General features: G+C 44.7%; 1 rRNA gene. It reads left to right on the top strand.

Annotated features, from left to right (window positions below):
* Window positions 1-180: 180 nt before the first annotated feature.
* Window positions 181-255: ribosomal RNA gene (gene rrf / locus SAY88_RS25310) — 5S ribosomal RNA — on the top strand; the annotation flags it as partial.

Raw genomic sequence — 255 nt, 5'->3', positions numbered from 1 at the left:
GTTGATAGGTCTGGTGTGGAAGCGTGGCGACACGTGGAGCTGACAGATACTAATCGGTCGAGGACTTATCCAATATTTGATTCTTGAAATGTTTCTATCACGCATTATCTAGTTTTGAGAGAATCGTCTCAAAAAGTGAACTAAGATACCTTTAAAAGGAATCCGATGTTCAATATAGAGTCTGGTGGCGATAGCGAAGAGGTCACACCCGTTCCCATGCCGAACACGGTCGTTAAGCTCTTTTGCGCCGATGGT

The sequence above is a fragment of the Halalkalibacter flavus genome, assembly GCF_036663575.1.
Classification (GTDB): Bacteria; Bacillota; Bacilli; order Bacillales; family Bacillaceae_D; genus Halalkalibacter; species Halalkalibacter flavus.
Note: the sequence above shows the minus strand (reverse complement) of the source record. Positions and strands in the feature narration are given on the sequence as shown.